An 18,909-nucleotide genomic window follows, 5' to 3' on the forward strand; every position below is an offset into this window, starting at 1 on the left:
CAGCCGGTTACAATTTAATATTATTAAACGCTTAATTTTGAGGATGCAACAAAATCAGCAGAGAAAGAACCTATCATGAGAAAAGCTTACCTATTACTGGTAACGATCATCATGTTAACCCAAACCATTAGAGCACAACAAGAGACGCCTTATTTCAATACGCTAAGGACTGAAAACGGGCTTTCCCACAATAAAGTTAACTGCATCCTGCAGGACAAAAGGGGATTTATATGGTTTGGCACAGAGGACGGACTGAATAGATACGACGGTAAATATTTTACCATATTCAGAAAGACTCCCGGCGATACGACCTGCATATCGGGTAATATCATCAGCGACCTGCTTGAAGACGAGAATGGCATTATCTGGATTGCAACAGAAGATGGCGGCCTGAGTGCATACGACTACCGCCAGTCCCCCGATAAGCAATTCAGGCAATACCGCTATACGGACGGCAGTGAAAAAAGTATTCCGGATAATCATGTGAATGCGATCGTGGATGATCAGCACGGTTATCTGTGGGTGGGTACCGGTAACTATCGTACCAGAAGATTTAATAAAAAGACAGGCGAGTTTTCACATCCGGTGAAAACTGGCACCACGGCTATTCTGTCACTCAGCATGGACGCAAATGACAGTGTATGGGTAGGTCGTGCAGGCGGCGGATTGTTAAAGATCAATGCACGTACGTTGAAGTACTCGGCAGACAGGCGCTATGATGATCTTTACGCAAAACTGTCACACGTATCCGTTACAGCGTTATTCCGCGACCACAATAACGATATGTGGTATGGCGCCTGGGATAAAGTCCTGTATCACTATGACCACGTCCGCGACAGGGAAGAAAGTTTCAGCTACACGCCGGGTAAAAACTCTTTCCCGAATGATGAAGTCAATGCCTTTGCAGAAGATAAAGCGAATCGCCTCTGGATGGGCGGAAAGGACTCCGGTCTGATAGTCTATGATCCTGCACAGCATCATTTCTCCCATTACCGGCATCAGCCTTTTGCAGATGGTTCGATCGTCAATGACCATATCAATGACGTCTATATCGACAGGAATAATATTGTCTGGGTAGCTACGAATAACGGCATCAGTTATCATAATCCCCTCTACTACCCTTTTAAACAGGTCTTCCTGCCGGGAACGGGTAAAGACATAAGCATCTATGATTTTTACAAGGATGCCGGTGGCAGGTTATGGATAGGTACCAATGACGGGATTTTTATCAAACCGCCCGGAAAACAGCCCTTTGAGCACCGGCAGTTAAGCTGGAAAGGACAACCTTTAAGTGTGACCAAGTTTTTCCAGGATAGCGACGGCACTTTTTATATCGGCACTGATTACACGCTTTTCATATATGATACGCTGAAACAGACACTGTCTACCCTGCCTAATACGGAAGGAGATCCGGTGATGAAAAAGCTGATCTCTTCCAGGATTGTATCTATTGTCAAAGACACCATGGATACGCACCCTGTACTCATTGTCTCTCCTTATGGTCATTACCTGAGCTATTACGATTTTAAAGAGCAGCATTGGGTGACGCGTAGCGACTCTGTACATGCAATATTAAAAAGATATAATATCAAGGATAACCTGATCCGTAAAATGTACAAGGCAGCCAGTGGTAATATCTGGCTCGCCACTACCCGGCATGGCCTGGGCGACTGGCCACAGAAGGACGGACAGCAGATAAAGTACCTCAAAGGTATCAGCAATGATGATGTATATGATATCATGGAAGGACAGGCCGGTAATATCTGGATCAGTACTTATGGCGGCGGACTGAATTACCTAGATGTGCATACCCAGAAGGCACAGCATATCCCTGAATCAAGTAATCTGACGGAAGGACTGCAAACTGACAAAGATGGCAATGTGTGGATGGTCTGCAACGGGCATATACACAAATATGACCCCGCTGCAAAGATCTATAGCTGTTACGAACCGCCGACGCTGAAAAAGGACGGAGGAGTTAATGGTTATATGTACCAGGATGAGCAGGGGAATATCTATGTAGGCGGTACGAATTATTACCTCAGTTTTCAGCCTGAGAAGATCTCCCTGATTAATACGGAGCCTGTTGTCTACCTGACCGACTTTAAGATCTTCAATAATTCCTACAGCGGTCTGCTGCAAAAACAGACCATTGAACTGGACTATAAACAAAACTATTTCTCCATTGAGTTTTCTGCCCCGGAATTCAGCGGCGATAATATACAATACTCCTACATGCTGGCTGGTGTAGATAAGACCTGGAACAACGTAGGGAAACGGAATTTTGCTTATTACTCTAATCTGAAAGGAGGCGAATATACCTTCCTGGTCAAAGCGAGCAACTGGAAAGGCGTATTCGGTAACAGGGTAACAGCGCTGCATATTACCATCATCCCTCCTTTCTGGACCCGCTGGTGGTTTTACCTGGTATGCACACTGGTCATTGCGGCTGCTATTTACCTGCTGTACCGTTACCGGATCAATGAACTGCTGAAAAGACATGCCATCAGGAATGGTATTGCCCAGGATCTGCATGACAGTGTGGGCTCTACATTAAGTGGTATCTCCGTCTATAGTGAGGTAGCTAAAATCTATAATGATCAGCAAAAGACAGAACAGCTGAAAGAGCTGCTGAACACGATCGGCCATACGGCCAATGAAATGATCTCGGAAATGTCGGATATCGTCTGGGCGATTAATCCAAAGAATGACCATGTCAGCAGTATCGTGAAACGCATGGAATCTTACGCAAAACCATTATGTACCGCGAAAAAGATACAGTTCATCTTTAGCTGCGACCAGAAAATAGAAGACCTGAACCTGGCCATGAACCAGCGTAAGAACTTCTACCTGATATTCAAGGAAGCGGTCAACAATGCGTTGAAACATGCAGCCTGCAGCTTTATCAAAGTTAATATCAGCTACCGTAAAAACATGCTGGAGCTGGATATTGAAGATGACGGTATAGGATTTGATCATGATGCGGTGAAAAGTCCGGAAGTACTGACACTGTCTGGTAATGGACTTAGTAATATCCGGCACCGGGCCAGCGAAATGAATGCGGACCTGGGCATAGAAAGTGAACCATTAAAAGGGACATATTTAAAATTAAGCTTTCCGGTTACCTGATAGCATATGGGTAACAACAAAAAAACGAAACATGAGTATACGCGTTGCCATTTTTGACGACAACAAAAACATTCGCAATAGCATCAGGCTGTTACTGGATACGGCTCCTTCCATCGAGGTGGTAGGCGTGTTCAGCGACGCCCGGAATTGTGTGAACGATGTGCTGAACTGTAGTGCCGACATAGTACTGATGGACATTGAAATGCCGGAAATCAGCGGTATTGAAGCGATCAAACAGCTTAAAAAAGAAGTGCCGCATGTACAGATCCTCATTCAAACGGTGTTTGAGGACGATGACAGGGTCTTTGACTCTATCTGTGCAGGGGCTTCAGGGTATATTCTGAAGAATCACCTGAACACAAGGCTGATTGACGCCATACAGGAGCTGCAAACGGGTGGCTCTCCCATGAGTCCATCCATCGCCCGCCGCGTACTGAATCTTTTACAGAAAAGTGCCGTACAGAAGCCGGAGCCGAACAATGACAGCTATAATCTGACGGCCAGAGAGAAAGAAGTGCTGACCTGTATTGTGAACGGACAAAGTTACAAGATGATCGCCAGCGACCTGAATATCAGTTACGAAACGGTGCGCAGCCATGTGAAGAAGATCTATGAAAAGTTGCACGTAGCTTCTCTGACAGAGGCGGTTGCGCTGGCCATAAATCAACGTATCGTATAGTACTTTCTACCGGAAGGCGCCATCAATGGTCCCCCTTCTCCCCGATTTCGGTGATTTTCTGACATGTGCAGATAGGCTACCTTCGGGAGAAATTCAGGTATCAAAAAGAAATTATGCAAGATATACTCCGACAGGAGACAAAAAACTAAATGATCTGTTTACGTTAATTTATCTGGTGTAGCCCTGTTCTCAGGGCTCTTTTTTTTTATTACCTGGTTCTACAGGTCATTAGTGATCCGTCAATGACTCCATGAAAGCAATGATGCTTTTCTTTTCTTCTTCGGATAAATGCAAGGGATCCGCAGACAGCGTCTGACCCGGCAGATCGATACCGTAACCGGCAGCCCCCCCTTTATTATAGAATTCCATTACCTCGTCCAGTGTCTTATAAGCGCCATTATGCATATAAGGAGCCGTTTTAGCGATATTACGGATAGTGGGCGTCTTAAAGGCATATTGCAGTCCTTCCAGCTGTGTATGCGTATATCGCCCCATATCAGGATCCAGTTTAGCTACTCCGGGAGCAACCAGTACACCCAGTACTTCCGACTCTGTGGTGGCAAATGAGGGCGCTGCAGTACCGTTGAAAAGCGGCATAAAGTGACAGGTGGCACAACGCGCTTTTCCCATGAAAAGGTTCAGCCCTTTTTTCTGCTGCCCCGTCAGCGCATTACTGTCACCTCTCATATAGTTGTCCAGGTTTGAGCGGAAAGGGTGTAATTCGCGGATATAAGCGGCGATCGCCCTTGTAACGTGTCTTGGTAGTATAGTATCCTGAATGTCCGGGAAAGCTGCTTTAAATTGCGATTTTAAAGCGGGCTCCTGATTCAGCCAGCTGGCTACTTTCTCCGGAGAAGACTGCATCTCGGCTTCGTTATGCAGAACGTCCAGCACCTGATTTTCCAGCGTCGGGGAACGCATATCATAGAACTGGGCCTGTTGCAGACCGGCATATAATAAAGTCGGGGTATTGCGCAGTACGGTGGCACTGCCGTCAAGGGAAGTGTTTTTAGGCATACCGTCCGTCAATGCCTTCTCCGGCATGTGACAGCTGCTACAGCTTCTCTGACCGTTACCGGCCAGTCTGTTTTCATAGAATAACATTTTTCCCAGTGCCACCTTTTCCGGCGTAGGAACCGCATCCGCATTGTGTACGAAATAAGCGGTATTAAAGGCGCTGCTGTCGAACAGGGTACGCGCGGTATTCTTCAGTGCCTGCGGATATGCAATAGGTTGTAAGCCGGCACTGTAAAACCAGTCGGTCATTGCTGCCGAAAGTGGATGTAGCTGTTGGGACATAAATAGCGCGTAGTCAAATTCACCGGGACTTGTTGCTTGCTCTGTTACCGCTATTACTCGATCCAGTCTTTTAAGGAGATTATCCGGCGCTGCTATAAAGGCCATCATTTCCTTTACAGCCGACAGTGCCACGCCTGTTTCAGGAATGCCCCATCCACACAAAGGCGTATCAAAACCACTGATACCCAATACCTCCACGCGGAATACTTCCATTTTACAGGCATCAAAGATGTGGGCGGTATCAAAACGGGTATTTTCAATGGTATGTCTGAGAGGAATCAGGCTGGATATAAACCCTTTTGCTTCTTTTAACAGTGCAGCGGATGCGCTTGTATCATAGGGGAATAACAGTTCCTCCATTACCTGCAGCCCCGCAGGATCACTCATTTTGTTCTCTTCCACTTCTATCTCTGGTAAAGGTGGTCCGTTTAGCTGGCGGGAAGTAGCCGGTGCATAATAAACACTGAACCATTCCAGTTGCTTGAACAATCGCCTGCAATCACTAAAAGCAGCCCGTAGTTCCGCTTCCTTTGCCGGTGTTGCTGCCAGTGACTGTAAACGCGTAGCGCCTGCTTCCAGGGAATCCATATGCTGATTGAGCCACTGGTGAACAAGGCTGTCCAGGTCTGCAGAACTGCTTGTTGTTGCAAATGGTGTGGTGTTGGTACATGATAGCCAGGTACTGAGGACGATTACACCGGCAATCAAAGATTTGCTGAGTTTCATATGCTGTAGAATGGAAAAAGTTTCCCTCCTTACGAAGGGAAACTGTATACTTCAGGACAGTAAAACAAGAGGATTATTTTTCGATACCGGTGATGATCACAGTCTGACCGCCTTCTTTGTTGGTTGTCAGTCCGCTACCATCTGCGTTGGCAAATTTATTGTCCGTCCAGGTGTGCGGGTGAATATTTACCACAAAGGTGTTTGGTTTACCCACCAGGTCAGAAATGTCATACATAGCGCCATATTCCCAGGAGCCCAGGCGGGTTTCATTGGCCGGGTTGTATTTGCTGTTGAATGCAGCATCATTGCGACGCTGGTCCATTTCCAGCATAGGTTTCAGCGCTTTGGTAGCGATATTATACTGCCAGATACGACCGTCGTGTTTGTTATCAGCATAATAAGAATCGCCATCTTCCTGGATGTAGACGAAGTTCTCCGTTACACAAAGGTTATCCGGATTTACTACGCTGTTACCCGGATCAACATTACCATCCAGTAATGGCGTTAGTTTACCTTTCAGTGGATTAGCAGCATCCAGCACCAGCTGGTATACACGGCCCCACATGGTCAGACCGGCAACAGGTGTTTTCTTATCGGACTGGCTTACACCGGTAGCAGTGAAGTACAGTTTACGGTTATTTTCAACAGAACCTTTACCATAATCCAGGTCTTCCACACGGGCAAACTGGATAGCTTTTTTAGCAACTGTCTGGGCAGCCAGTTCAGCGCCGGTGCTGGTTGGCACGTTTTCATAGGCTACGAATTCCACATCATATGACTTGCCCACTTCCATGTCCGTTTCTACGATGTTCTGATCAAGACGACGCAACATATACAGCGTACCGTTACTCAGGTCACCTACGGTATTGGACAGGTAAAGGTTTACCTGACCAAGACCCTGACGGCTGCTTTCATCTTCACCAATGAAGACAGCAGTCTTACCAGGGAATGCATTTTTGGATAAAGGCACGGCGTTTTCAGCGCTGCATTTACCTAAAGCAGGTTTGGTACGGTTTGACTTTTTCAGGTCAGCGGAACCCAGTGGATCGATCGCGTGGATCATTGATTCACCATCCGTTTCACCGGCAGTGAGGAACATCGGACCAAAGCCATGTTCTGCAGCACTGGTCAGTGTAGCAGAGCAAAGACGCATACTACCGCCTTCAGCGTCTACAATGTATTCGCCTTTTACCGGTTTCAGGAACTTATCCAGGTATACGCGCGACACAGAAAAGAGGATCTCGTGGTTATTGATCATGATGTAACCCTCTCCGTTAGGATCTTTCATCATACCAGCACCATCTGGCTGTGCACCGTATCTGAATGCCGGTGAACCAGGCAGGGTATCATCACTGCTGATCAGCGGATAAATTTTCAGGTTGTCAAAGCCGGAGAGCGATTTTACCAGGGAAGGCGTGTTGGAATGTGCCTCAATACCTGACCCTGTTTCAGGTGTCTTGGTGTTGTCAATTGTGTCATTGCTACAGCTTGCTATCAGTGCCGCTGCCACCAGCGGACTGATACGGGTCATCAGAGAATTAAGCTTCATGGGTTGATAGATTTGAGTCTCGCAATATCCAGCGCCCATGTTGCCGTAATGTTAAAAAGGTATTAAATGAATGTGAAGAAAAAATCAGGCATGGGGAACCGATTGGCTGGCCCCAGCATACAACGCCATCCCAACCAGAAGACAGAAGATATCGGGCAAGGTTACAAGAGCCGTTCTAATTGCAGGTACTGATCAGCACAACAGGAGTACCGAAATAAGGATGGAAGGTTCAGCGGGGAGATGCATAGTAAACTAATCTTGACAAGTCGAAGGTAGATTCACCGGCAGTCGCATTCAACCCGGTTCTTGCGATATCCAAAATTATCTTATGGCAGCTTACAATAATCCGGAACGTGTTGCCGTTTAAGTAACGCATCCTATAATTCCATCGTTCGCGCAGCAACCATATACTTTTTATTTACTGATTTTAAACCCTCATTCTCCAGATCCATTACCGGTAAATTCCGAACAAAACACACATACTATGAAAATCAGCAATCGTGTACTCGTAGCGATCAGTCTCCTCTTTGCTATCAGTTGTACCAAAAAAAGCCTCACTGAGGCTGACACTCTCTCCGGCACAAAGAATATATTGGCAAACGCCCAGGCATCTCCCGTAGGTGATGTGGTGGGGAAAATCACAGTCGGTTACCAGGGCTGGTTTGCCTGTACAGGAGATGGCTCTCCTATCAATGCCTGGTGGCACTGGACGCAGAACTGGGGCCAGTCGCCTTCTGCGACCAACAACGGTATCAAGTCCTGGCCTGATGTAAGGGATTACAGCAACACTTACACAACTGCCTGGCCTGCGCTGAACAACGGACAACCGGCAAAGCTGTTCTCTTCCTTCTCTGACCAGACGGTAAATACTCACTTCCTCTGGATGCAGCAGCATAACATCGACGTTGCCGCGTTACAGCGTTTCAATCCGAATGGACAGGAAGGTCCGGTAAGGGATGCCATCACTGCTAAAGTGAAAACGGCGGCAGAAACCTATGGCCGTAAGTTTTACATCATGTATGATGTTAGCGGCTGGACTAACATGCAGTCAGAGATCAAGACTGACTGGACCAACAAAATGTCCGCTTACACATCCTCAACAGCCTACGCTTATCAGAATGGTAAGCCGGTGGTATGTATCTGGGGTTTTGGCTTTAATGACGATAACCACCCCTGGTCAGCAGCTGTTTGTCTGGAGGTAATTAACTGGTTCAAAAGCCAGGGTTGTTATGTAATCGGAGGTATCCCTACTCACTGGCGGAATGAAACCAGCGATTCCAGACCCGGATTCCTGAACACCTACAAAGCGCTGAATATGATCTCGCCATGGATGGTGGGACGTATCGGTAATGTCAACGATGCGGATAATTTCTATACCAATGTCAATACGCCTGACCAGGCTTATTGTAATGCAAATGGTATTGATTATCAGCCATGCGTATTACCAGGCGATCTGCAGGAAAGACAACGCGCCCATGGCGACTTTATGTGGCGTCAGTTCTATAACATGGTCAGAGTGGGATGTCAGGGTATTTACATCTCCATGTTTGATGAATACAATGAAGGTAACCAGATTGCCAAGACAGCGGAGAATATCAGTCAGATACCGGCGGGTTCCGCTTTCCGTACATTGGATGAAGATGGTACGGCCTGTTCTTCGGATTATTACCTGCGCCTGACCGGTGATGGTGGTCGTATGCTGAAAGGACAGATTGCATTGACGGCTGTTCGTCCGACGCCGACTATTCCTGGTGGTACGGTGATCCCGATTGGTCAGACAGTGACCATTAAAGGCTTCAACAACCAGTATGTATGCAGTGAAGGCAATACACAGCCCATGATCTGTAACCGTGCCGTGGCACAGTCCTGGGAACAGTTTACCGTAGTGGATGCAGGTGGTGGCAGAGTTGCGCTGCGTAATCAGGGTAATTATGTCTGCTCAGAGAATGGTACGCAGGCGGTGAATTGTAACCGTGCGTCTGTTGGTCCATGGGAACAGTTTGAATGGATCAGTAACAGTGATGGTACAATTTCCTTCAGAGGTAACAACGGCGCTTATCTGTCGGCAGAAGACGGTATGGCCCGTATGACCTGCACCAAGACGACAATTGGTGCTGCAGAAAAGTTCAAAATCAACCAGTAATAAACGAAAGCGGACGTCTTAAAAAGACGTCCGCTTCTTATTTAAAAAGGTTTACGACCCAAATATTCTGCTACTCCCCTTTCCTTTACAGGTCTTTCCGCATAGCTGATTTGTTCCAGTCCTTCCGTTAGTTGTAATAGTTCATATGCCTGTAAGGTGTGTGGATTAACTGGTTTTCCTACCGCCTGTTTACTGATGAGTAATCCGCCGGGTTTCAGGGCTTTGCCGACAGCAGCAAACAGTGCCCGGTCAAAATGATAATACAGTACGATCAGGTCGAAAGCTGCCTGGGGAAAAGCATATTCCGCCAGGTCTGTACAGATTGTCTGCACCGGCCGACCGGCCGCTTTCTCTGCCAGTCTTTCCATGGCCACATCTGAAATATCTACTGCTCTGACCTGCCAGTTGTCTGTTGACAAGAACAGCGTATGCCTGCCGGTACCTGCTGCCAGATCTAAGGCAATCCCTCCGTTGGGGAATTCCTTGCTGATATGCTCCTCATACATTTTTACAAAAAACGGGTCTGGTATTTCCAGGGCAGGTAATCCTTTTGTATATCGCTCATTCCACAACATTCTGTTATCCATAATAATACTTCCAAAATGGATAAAGGTACGTTAAAAAAAGGCGCCCCGTGATCAACCCGGGACGCCTTTGCCTATTGTACTTTACACTTCTTCTTATCTCAATAAAGTGATCTGTCCTTTGAGCACGATCTTCGGACCTGCCGCCTTTTCTCTGTAACCCATTACCCAGATGTACGATCCGCTATCCACGAGTGCTCCGAGGTAACGGCCATCCCATCCAAGTCTGGATTCAACGCTGCGGAACACCAGGGTACCCCAACGGTTGTAGATGCTTAACTCGTAGTCATACATCGGACCTTTGACAACTGGTCTGAACACATCGTTCTTACCATCGCCGTTTGGTGTGAAGGCGGTTGGCAAGCCTGGTTCAGGTTCACAAGGTTTGAAGGTTACGGCTATCTGGTCAGTTGCGGAACCACAATCGTTATATACCGTTACGGTATAATAACCGGTGCTGGTCACTTTATAGGTGTTTCCTGTAGTACCATCCTGCCAGCGTACCTGGTTGCCTGCACCTGCATCTACTCTCAGGTTCAGCACATTGTCGAGACACAGGGTGGTATCGCGGCCCAGATCGAACGGCGGAATACCTGCTACAACTACATCTACGCTATCCATGGTAATAGCAGAACAGAATCTGTCCATTACGGATACTGTGTATCTGCCAGGCGTTGTTACTTCTTTTATCGGGTTGGTATCACCATCGTTCCACAGGTAAGACACCGCATCGTCGTTGGTAGCATCCAGTACTACACGGCCGCCGGCACAGATATCACGTTGAGGTCCTATATTGATATCCAGTTTAGACTTCAATACTACTCTTACCGTGTCAGTTACCACACAATTGTTGCGGTTCACCGCTACCCAGTAATCACCCGGTCTTGATACGACGATCGAGTTGGTCACTTCGCCGTTATTCCAGCGTACGTTACCACCATCAGGATCTACCGTCAGCATCGCTGTTTCATTCGGACAGATCTCCATATCGTCACTCAGGGTGATGTTTGGCGCAGTTGCTACAGTTACATCCAGTTCATCATGCGTCGTACAACCGTTCAGTGTTACGTCTACGGTATAAGTACCCTGCATATAAACATCGATGAAAGGCGTTGTTTCACCCGTGCTCCATACATAGCTTGCGCCGGAAGTAGTCGCATCCAGACGGAGGGTGCTGCCTTCACAGATAGTGGTATCAGCCATATCGATGGTCGGTGGATTATTCACGCTCATTTTCACAGAGTCGGTCGTTGCACAGATACCGTTGAATACCGTCGCATAGTAAGTACCAGGTGTATTCACTACGATGGTCTGGGTAGTTGCACCCGTTGACCAGCGGATATTATAACCGGCATTTGCGGCACCCGCATCCAGTGTTACGGATCCACCATTACATACAGCTACATCTGCACCCAGATCAACCACCGGTTTCTCGATATACCGGAGGTCATAGGTTACGGTGTCAGAAGAACAGCCGGTGTTACCGTCGATTACAGCGAAAGTAGCCTGTGTAGCGCCGTTCAGATCGAATACGTTACTATTCTGCGTCAATGGCGTCGTAACTGCTGTAGCAGGGATTACGCTGATCAGGGTGAATTTAGGTTTGCTTACTTTATTCTTTAAGAGTATGGCAAATTTGGTGTTGGAAGAGCAGTTCGCCGGTAAGTTCGGATCCAGTTCCGGTTTCGGACAAGGATTTACCGTGATGGTCTGTACTCTTTCAATAGCCGCATTACCGCAGGCATCCGAAATGTTCCATCTTCTTACGATAGTATAACCGTTACACTTGTCTACTACGAACGGATCCTGTACCATGGTTACCTTCTTAGGGAAGTTCACATCACAGTTGTCCACCGCATAGAGGGCAGCTGCACCAGGGATCGCATCGCTGCAACCAATGGTGATATCAGCAGGCGCCGGATCGATCAATGGAGCAGTGGTATCTGTTACAGTGATCACCTGACGGGCGATGGTAGCGTTATTACAAGCATCTTTCGCTGTCCAGGTACGGATCAGGAGGTAGTTACCCGCACATCCGCCAGGAATAGTTTCGCGTGTCTGGGTGTAAGAGATCTTCACGGTACCGCAGTTGTCGCTCGCTCTCAGGGTTGTCGGAGGACCTGGTACAGCGTTACAGCTAACGGTGGTATCAGCAGGAGGCGCTACAACGAATACCGGTTTAGTGGTATCCTGTACGGTTACTACCTGTTGCATAGTGGCCGTGTTGCCGCAATTATCGGACGCGATCCAGGTACGGGTCAGTTTATAACTGTTCAGACAGGAGCTTGACAATGATTGTTTTGTCTCAGTCAGTTTCACGGATACATTCGCTGTGCAATTATCTGTCGCAGTCACGCTTTCCACACCCGGTACTTTATCACAATCAACAGTGACAGCAGCAGGTACGATTACGGAGAATCTTGGTCTGATGGTATCCTGTACGGTGATTGTCTGGGTCAGTACTGTTTTGTTACCACAAAGGTCGGTAGCGGTCCAGGTACGGATCAGCTGATAGTTTTCGGTGCATTTGCTACCGGAGATCGCTTTGCGGGTATCCACCGGATTAGCAGTGATAACACCAGGCGAACAGTTGTCAGTAGCCGTCATCGGCGCAGCAGCAGGTACTTTATCACAATCAACGGTGATGTTAGCCGGCGCAGGTGCATCGAATACCGGCGGCGTCATATCTCTTACATTGATGATCTGCATCAGGGTATCGCTTCTGTTGCCACAGGCATCCACAGCGACCCATCTGCGCACCAGGATATAATTGCTAGGACAGCTTGCGCCAGCGTCCTGTCTTTCTTCAATTGGAGTGATGGTCATTGTACCAGCGCAATTGTCAGTAGCTGTCAATGTTGCGGCAGCAGGTACGGCATCACAATTCACTGTTACATTAGCCGGAGCTGTCGTAGTGAATACAGGTTTGGTTTTATCTGTAATGGTGATTACCTGTTGTGCCTGGGTTGTCAGACCACAACGGTCAGTTGCTGTCCAGGTACGGGTGACAGTCGTCGCACAGGCATCAATTACGGTAGTTACATCATTATAGGTGATTGCCAGCTGCTCATTATCATATGGTGCATGGCTGAATACAGGCGTGCCGAATTTAGTAGCAGGATCTACACCGCCTGCACAATCAATAGAAAGTGGATCAGGAACGGAGATCACAACCGGCGGAATATTCATCAGGGTGAGCATCACTGCGTTACTGATGTTACCGGTACATGCACCAGACATTACCACACGTCTGTACCAGGTATGGCGGGAGATCGCCGGCGGCGTAAATATTTCATTGGTACCATCTGCAGCCATTACGTTTGTGAAACCGGTTACCGCACTCACCGTACTTACCTGCCATTGGAAGGTATACGTACCGGTACCACCGGTGATGGTGCCACCTCTCAGGGAAGCAGGAGCATCACTTGCACAAAGTACCTGATCAGCAGTGATGGTATTACCCAGGATAGCAGGCTGGTTAGTCAGCACCACATCATCCGGAGTGGAAGAACATAATCCGTTGGCAATGCTCCAGCGTAATGTAGCCGTATTACCGGCAGTAACAGTTACGGTAGATGTTGCGCTGTGTATATCAGCAATGGTGGCGGTACCGCTGACAACGCTCCAGGTACCGATAGCAGTAGCCGGAGAAGCGTTATTAGCATTCATGGTGAAGTTAGCGTCATCACAATGTACCTGATCACCACCCGCAACTGCATTGTTTGGCATTACGCTGTTGGTGAGCGTGATGCTGTCCACCGAGTTACAGGTACTGTTGGAGATCACCCATGCCAGGGCAACGGTCGTACCCGCAGGTACGGTGACTACAGCGGCAGGGTTGTTTCTGTCAGCCGCAGGAATAGTTGCAGTCGTTCCGGCAGGCAGACTCCAGGTAGCAGTACCTGTTACCGGTGTGTTAGCGGTCATGTTGAACAGTGCATTTTCGCAATGCTGCTGGTCAGGACCGGCGGTCGCAGTTGTAGGTTTAGGAATGCTTGTTAAGGTAACGTCATCGGAGCTGGTACAGCTACCGTTGCTAATAGACCAACGTAAAACAGCCGTAGCGCCGGACGCTAATGTGATGTGTGCGGTGTCCATATTGGCCTGGCCGGCAGCAATAGTGGCGGAACCACTTACCAGGGTCCAGGTACCGACAGCTCCTGTTACAGATGGTTTGTTGGCCGCCATGATAAAGTCAAGACCTTCACACTGGGACTGGTCAGCACCAGCAGCAGCCGCAGCTGGCTGTGCATAGTTGCCCAGTAAGATGGTGTCACTTGTTGTACAACCGCCGTTAGCGATCGTCCATTTCAGTGTCAGTTCAGTACCTGCAGGTATATTAATATTAGCGGTAGGATTAGCTACATCCGCAGCAGGGAAAGTATAACCTGCCGGGGAGATCACATCCCATCTGCCGGTGCCACCAGCTGCGCTGTTGGCAGCAAGGGTGAAGGCAGCCACATTACATTTTAACTGATCAGGACCGGCAGCAGCAGGATTAGGCGCCAGACTGTTTGACAGTACCACATCATCGGAAGTAGCACAGCCGCCGTTGGAGATCGTCCAGCGTAATACGACTGTTGTACCGGCAGGCAAACTGAGACTAGCTGTCGGATTGTTAGCTACACCAGCTGGCAGTACATTCCCTGCAGGCGTAGAAGAGATTACTGTCCAGCTACCGGTACCGATTGTTGCGGTGTTGGCTGCCAGTGTAAAGGCGCCGTTACCACATTGTGCCTGGTCAGGACCGGCAGCAGCTACTGTTGCAGCTAAGCCGTTGCTCAGTTGCACCGTATCAACCGTGGTACAGGTACCACTGGAAGTTGTCCATATTGCAAAGGTGGTGGATCCTATTGGTAAGGTAATAGTTGCATTCGGGTTATTGGCCTGTCCTGCAGTAATGGTAGCCGGGCTACCTGCAGGCAGGGTCCATGTACCCGTACCGGTAGTAACCGGTGTTGCAGCCATGATAAAGTTATTATTACCACATTGTGCCTGGTCAGGACCGGCATTTGCGGTAGTTGGTCCGGCAGTGCTGGTCAGCACAACCGTATCACTGGTTGTACACAGCATATTGGTGATGGTCCAGATCGCTCTTGTCGTTGAACCGGTTGGAACCGTGATCAATGCTGTCGGACTGTTTGCCTGTCCTGCAGCAATGGTAGCCGTGCTACCGGCCACCAGGGTCCATACGCCTGTACCGGTTACCGCTGCATTGGCAGCCATGGTAAAGGCCGTGTTACCACATTGTGCCTTATCCGGACCTGCATTAGCGAGGGTTGGTAATGCATAGTTGATCAGTCTTACGGTATCATTTGCCACACAGGTACCATTAGTTACACTCCATACGGCGTCTACTGTGATACCGGCAGGTACATTAATAACAGCAGCAGGATTGTTGCTCTGACCGGCTGTTACGGTAGCCGTTGTGCCAGCAGGCAGTACCCATGTACCTGTACCCGGAGTGGCTACACTTGCAGCCATCGTAAAGGCAGTGGTGTTACATTTAGACTGATCAGGACCCGCATTGATATTCGCTGGCATACCGGTGAAGGTAACTGTTGTGCTCACACAGGCAGTTGTATCACAGGCGCCCAGACTTTCAGCTCTTACATAGAAAGTAGTTACGGCAGTCAGTGGTACAGTAATGGTCGGACCAGTACCCAGACGGGTACCTGTACCACAACCACCCGCGTACCATGCCCATATCGCATTAGGCGTTACACCGTCAGCCTGCAGACCAAGACTACCACCATTTACGGTCAGTGTAGCGGAACCGCTGCCACATACGCCGGTTGTGCTGGAAGTAATACTTGTTGCTGCTATTGGTGCAGTTTCTACATTCACCGTAAACGGAACGGTAGAATCGCAACCCGATTTAGCAGTTCTGTAGCTCAGGTTAAAGTTATATGTACCCGGCGCCAGATTAGTTGGGATATTCACCCGCAGTGGCCATGACAATGGCTGATTGTTCACTGCTACAAATCCTGGCATTGCCGGTGTTGCTGCTGCAATAGAATAGATGGTTGGCGTGCCTTTGGTAGATAAGGTGTCCAGCATGAAGAACCCTTTGCTGGTACATGCCTTCGCAGGACTTGCCAGTCTGATGATCGGTTTACCGATCTTATGCAGGGTCACCATATCTGTATTCGCCACACAACCACCAAGGTTCGTGATCGTCCAGCTCAAAACGATATCGCCTTCCGGATCGAGGGCTGTTACAGTTGTATTATAAGCAGTATCGTAAGCGATCGTTGCGTTACCGGAGATCAGCGTCCATTTACCTCTTTCCTCAGCCGCTCCATACAGTTCTGTTATAGGAGCAGGTTTGCTGGCGTTCATGGTGAAGACATTATCTGTACCACACTGGGTTGTATCCGGACCGGCATTTGAGTAGGTCGGATCGAGCAGCAGGTTCAGGGTATCCAGTACTACAGTTGTACAACCACTGTTAGCGGCTGTTCTGAGTGTCCAGGACAGTACTACGGAAGTACCTGGTTTCTTGATCGTCACCCTTGTTCTTTCCGCCGATGGCAGCAGAATTCTTACGTAATCATCAATTACGTCGTCGGTTACTGCAGGGCCGAAGATCTCTTCCACTCTCCAGGTACCGGCAGCGCCAGTAACCTTGTCTACTTCCACGGTAAAGTTACCTGATGCATTCGTGCTTGCGCAGAAAGTCTTTGTGTTAGGTTTCAGCTGGGTGATCGGTGTGACAGAGGACTTAATAATAATAGGATCAGATTCTACCACACAGATATTAGCCGGATCACTTACCACTACACTGAACACACTGTCGGCAACGGAACCGATCTGGTACTGGGTGATATCGGTGAGACCATCGTACTCAGGCATCGCTACTTTGTTACCGTTTACGTCAGGACCTCTGAACCAGTGAATATTGTAACCACTCAGTACGCTGTTGATCTTCATGTCAATTGATTCGCCGATACAAACATTTGAGTTGGACACGAAAACATCCAGTACCGGATTACGTACGGTACCGATGAAAATGCTGTTTTCATCCTGACAGGTATGACCATCTGCATAGTTCACATAACCAAACACCGTGATCGCCGTATCCTTGTCTACTACGATCGTACGGGTGGTACCAGTATAACCAGGCAAATCTTTCCAGCTATAGGAGTCAAATCCACCGGAAGCTTCCAGGTCTACGTTATCGCCGGCACACACCTGGCTGGCAGTCAGTGTCAGGTTTGGCATCGGCAGGATCGTCAGTCTGATCTCAGAAGAAGGAGATGCACAGATGCTTTGGTCGCTGCCTCTTTCATATATAATGGTACGGAATAAATAATCGGACGCCACTTTCCGTGTGCCTTTCAGTTCTCCGTCTCCTATAATCAATTTATTACCTGTAGATGTTCCGAATGGTACAGGCAACCATGTTTTACCTTCGTCATCACTCATCTGCCATTCAAACACCGGATCAGTGAAGTAGTCAGCAGGCGCATAGCTGGAAGTCAGTGTAATAGGCGCGCCTTCACACAATACTTCTGCCAGGCTTTGTTTATCACCATCTATTTCTGATACGATGTTAGGGCTACAATAAGAAAATTCGATATCGTCAATGGCGATATCGTTTCCGCAACCTCCCGGTTTGTTATTTACTATATATACTATTACGGAGTCTACATCCGAGGGTACGACGAAGGTACCACCATAACGTTGCCAGGTGGGCCCCTTAGCCCCCAGCATCATCGATACGGAACGAGTATCAAATGCATTCAGTACCCTTGTTGGCGTCTTGGCGTCTACCACTTTGAAAGTAACACCTGCATACTGATAGTTACCACAATCTGTCAGGTCGTTTCCTGTGTTGACGTTTAATAACCAGGCACTGAAGTTATAGATAGAACCCGGACAAAGACCAGTGACAGTCTTTGAATAAAACTGACGCGGTGTAATGGAGGAATTCACGACGAGCATACCGCCACGGAAGCCGCCGGTATGGTCAGTTACATTCGCCCAGGTATCTCTTGCCAGTCTTGGGTTATTTGAAATCACATAATTATCTTCTGTCAATGCACCGTTAGGCTGGTAGGTATATAATACAACACCATCCACCGGATAGTTTCTACGGTCAACCCCGATATTCATTGCTCCGAAATCTTCCGAAAAACCTGCCATTGTTGATGAGCCATCACCACAGGTAGTGATCGTACAGTTGACAGCGTGCAGCATTCTTGTCTCTACCACTGTTCTTGTTACCCCGTCAGATCCTGTATAGGTCATGGTGGCTTTGAAGGTGTAGTTACCTGGTACCAGGAACTGCAACGTCAGTGTTGTGGTATTCTTCAGTTTCGTAGGCTTATCAGCAGCATTATTCTCAGAATAGAGCACTTCGTAGTCGGCATCAGTGCCATTAGGCGTCGTGATCTCCCACGTCGCCTTTTGTGTCACGGTAATACCGGTGCCAGTTACTCTTGCATTCATACTTGAGAACTTCTGCTGATTCGCTGTCGCATTGGTTGTAGACATACATACCGTGTCCGGTACGTTCACATACACTGTCTGAGCATGCACCATTTCAAATGCACCAACCAGGAACAGGCATAGGAGTATTAGAAGCTTTTTCATCAATAGGGATTTCGTAAATAGTCGACTAACAGTTTTACATTTAAGCATTTACTATTAGTTGACGGACAAGGTTTTAATGTTTGAAAAAGCCCCATTCTCCATTCCCATCGATATGTAACAGGAGACGTAGAGAGTGTTCATAGGCATAAGTAGTATAGCTAAAATATATTACTATTTTAAAATTAAAAGTATAAATAATATG

Annotated in this window: 7 protein-coding genes; 3 read left to right on the top strand and 4 right to left on the bottom strand. The window is 48.0% G+C overall.

Translation table 11 applies throughout. The annotated features are described in order from the left end of the window. The first annotated feature begins 75 nt into the window (after positions 1-75). Both CPIN_RS20660 and CPIN_RS20665 read left to right on the top strand, forming a co-directional pair. Positions 76-3,129 carry a sensor histidine kinase gene (locus CPIN_RS20660; RefSeq protein WP_012791788.1) on the top strand — a complete coding sequence of 1,018 codons (3,054 nt, stop codon included), beginning with the start codon at positions 76-78 and terminating at the stop codon, positions 3,127-3,129. Between the two features lie 31 nt (positions 3,130-3,160). Next, on the top strand, positions 3,161-3,808 hold the full coding sequence (locus CPIN_RS20665) for a response regulator (protein WP_012791789.1): 648 nt from the start codon (positions 3,161-3,163) through the stop codon (positions 3,806-3,808). A 228-nt stretch (positions 3,809-4,036) separates the two neighbouring features. Here the strand turns inward: CPIN_RS20665 and CPIN_RS20670 are convergent, their stop codons facing one another. Together CPIN_RS20670 and CPIN_RS20675 are read right to left on the bottom strand one after the other, a co-directional pair. Next, positions 4,037-5,833 carry a cytochrome-c peroxidase gene (locus CPIN_RS20670; RefSeq protein ID WP_012791790.1) on the bottom strand — a complete coding sequence of 599 codons (1,797 nt, stop codon included), beginning with the start codon at positions 5,831-5,833 and terminating at the stop codon, positions 4,037-4,039. A gap of 73 nt (positions 5,834-5,906) precedes the next feature. Then, on the bottom strand, positions 5,907-7,382 hold the full coding sequence (locus CPIN_RS20675; protein WP_044219304.1) for a PhoX family protein: 1,476 nt from the start codon (positions 7,380-7,382) through the stop codon (positions 5,907-5,909). 484 nt (positions 7,383-7,866) lie between these two features. On the opposite strand from CPIN_RS20675, the gene CPIN_RS20680 reads away from it, so the two are divergent. Beyond that, positions 7,867-9,525 (top strand): lectin, encoded by a 1,659-nt coding sequence (locus CPIN_RS20680; RefSeq protein ID WP_012791792.1) that lies wholly within the window; start codon positions 7,867-7,869, stop codon positions 9,523-9,525. 41 nt (positions 9,526-9,566) lie between these two features. On the opposite strand, the gene CPIN_RS36860 is transcribed toward CPIN_RS20680, so the two are convergent. Both CPIN_RS36860 and CPIN_RS20690 read right to left on the bottom strand, forming a co-directional pair. Then, positions 9,567-10,112 carry a class I SAM-dependent methyltransferase gene (locus CPIN_RS36860; protein ID WP_052306847.1) on the bottom strand — a complete coding sequence of 182 codons (546 nt, stop codon included), beginning with the start codon at positions 10,110-10,112 and terminating at the stop codon, positions 9,567-9,569. A gap of 93 nt (positions 10,113-10,205) precedes the next feature. Then, on the bottom strand, positions 10,206-18,707 hold the full coding sequence (locus CPIN_RS20690) for a T9SS type B sorting domain-containing protein (protein WP_012791794.1): 8,502 nt from the start codon (positions 18,705-18,707) through the stop codon (positions 10,206-10,208). Positions 18,708-18,909 lie beyond the last annotated feature (202 nt).

The organism is Chitinophaga pinensis DSM 2588, from assembly GCF_000024005.1.
GTDB lineage: Bacteria > Bacteroidota > Bacteroidia > Chitinophagales > Chitinophagaceae > Chitinophaga > Chitinophaga pinensis.